Below are 1688 nucleotides of genomic sequence, written 5' to 3'. Positions count from 1 at the left end.
CGTGTAAAATATTGGGTTTCATCTCTCTAGTTTAATAGGAAAAAGACCAGATGAAAAGCGGTCAAAAGATTGATGTATCAATCCTTTGACCGCTTAAAATGTTATACTTCCTTTAATGTCGAAAAAAGCACCTTGATCACAAGGTGCTTAAAGGGGATGCTAGTCAAATAAACTAGCTAAGAAAGATTGAGAGAGGTCTTCCTCATATTCATATTTTAACAGATTTCTTTGCAATTTTGGTGATTTTACGAATTGTTTTTTTAACATTTTTAAATTTATTCGAGATGTTACTAAATATTTTTATTCCACGAAAGTATTCCGTTTTTCTAATTACATTAGAAATAAATTATAAAAATAATTTTTTAAGATATGTTAAGCTATTTTTACCCCTTAAAAAATATCCTTACAGCATATTGCTACAAGGATATGGTGTTTAAAGTTTGATATTATTTTCACAAGAAAAGTGAAAAAAATTAAATTTTCACGTATTCTAATTCAACACCAGCATTTCCATTTTTGGTAGCAACTCGATATGCCGTAGATAAGGTCTCCATGGTTGTAGGATCCAAAGCCAGCTTAACAAAAGTTGGTAAATCTAGTGTTTCAACGTCTACTTTCTTCTCCGTTACTAGTGGCTGCATCATTTTAGCGAAGCCGCCTGTGATTGAAATATTTCTTTTCTCGCAACGAATAGCATCTCGTAACTCCATTGGATTCGCGACTACTTTTTTCATTCCCATCACTCCTTCTTTTTTCGATAATATCATAGCGAGGATTATAAATCAACGTTTTTGTGAAAAAAAACACAAATTTATATAACAAGGATTTCTGTTATACTCTTAAAAAGGGAGTGAATCGATTGGATAAATATATGCAGCGTAAGCAGCGAGGATGGGTTGAAAACGATGACTTAATTGCTTATAAAGAGAAAACGATAGCGGAACTCATAGAACTACTTTCCTCAAAAGAGGCCTACGAACGAACTGTTTCAGCAAAACTCTTGCCGATAAATTGTGAGATAGCGAACATTTTATTGCATTCTTTAATGAAGGAATCGGCTCTTTATACTCGATTAGCCATTACTGAAAAACTAGAAAGCGGCGATTCACTGATTGCTCAGCAAATGATTCCTTTTCTTGCTGAGATTGGAAATAATCAACACCATTTCCCGGCTCCTCCTTCAAAAAAGAAATCTTTTCCCTTACCAAGAGATTTGATTGCTCGTTCACTGGGCCGTATGAAACCAGAGATTTTTCCAACACTTTTAAGAAACGCACCACAGCTTACTAGTTCAAAACTAAGTGAGATGATCGATGCGATTGGCTATATGGTCTTTTACAACCCCAGCCTGGCAACTGCACAAAATTATCAGACTTTGCTTGAGATTAGGAATTTATATAAATCGGATTCCTTGATTCAATGGAAATTTTCGATCTGCTTTTCAGCTTTTCCTCAAAGCAAAGAACTTTTACTGGAAGAAGAACAATTTATTTCAGAGGCACAACGATCCCTAAAAATCCTTAACACAAAAAAGGGTTGAATAGTATATCAATGTCATTAACTTAAGGCACTTGATTTTTATAAAGAGGCACAAACTCGGAACAGTTCGAATTTGTGCCTCTTTTTTTGCTTTTTTCAAGTTATACTTAAAAGAGAGAAGTCCAGTAAAGGAGGGGTTAAAAATGATG

The 1688-nt window shown here is 34.2% G+C and carries 2 protein-coding genes; one reads left to right on the top strand and one right to left on the bottom strand.

The features are described 5' to 3' along the window. Positions 1-473: 473 nt before the first annotated feature. Entirely contained in the window at positions 474-734 is a 261-nt protein-coding gene (locus tag KQI58_RS22365) for a hypothetical protein (protein ID WP_216411135.1), read from the bottom strand. A gap of 125 nt (positions 735-859) precedes the next feature. Here KQI58_RS22365 and KQI58_RS22360 point away from each other — a divergent pair, with 125 nt between their 5' ends. Continuing rightward, positions 860-1540, top strand: a complete 681-nt coding sequence (locus KQI58_RS22360) for a hypothetical protein (RefSeq protein WP_253296097.1) — start codon at positions 860-862, stop codon at positions 1538-1540. The last annotated feature ends 148 nt before the right edge of the window (positions 1541-1688 follow it).

The sequence above is a fragment of the Enterococcus raffinosus genome (assembly GCF_018917525.1).
Classification (GTDB): domain Bacteria; phylum Bacillota; class Bacilli; order Lactobacillales; family Enterococcaceae; genus Enterococcus_A; species Enterococcus_A raffinosus_A.
Note: the sequence above shows the minus strand (reverse complement) of the source record. Positions and strands in the feature narration are given on the sequence as shown.

Coding starts and splice junctions, on each gene's coding strand:
- KQI58_RS22365 (WP_216411135.1), bottom strand. CDS start 734: ATGAAAAAAGTAGTCGCGAATCCAATGGAGTTACGAGATGCTATTCGT.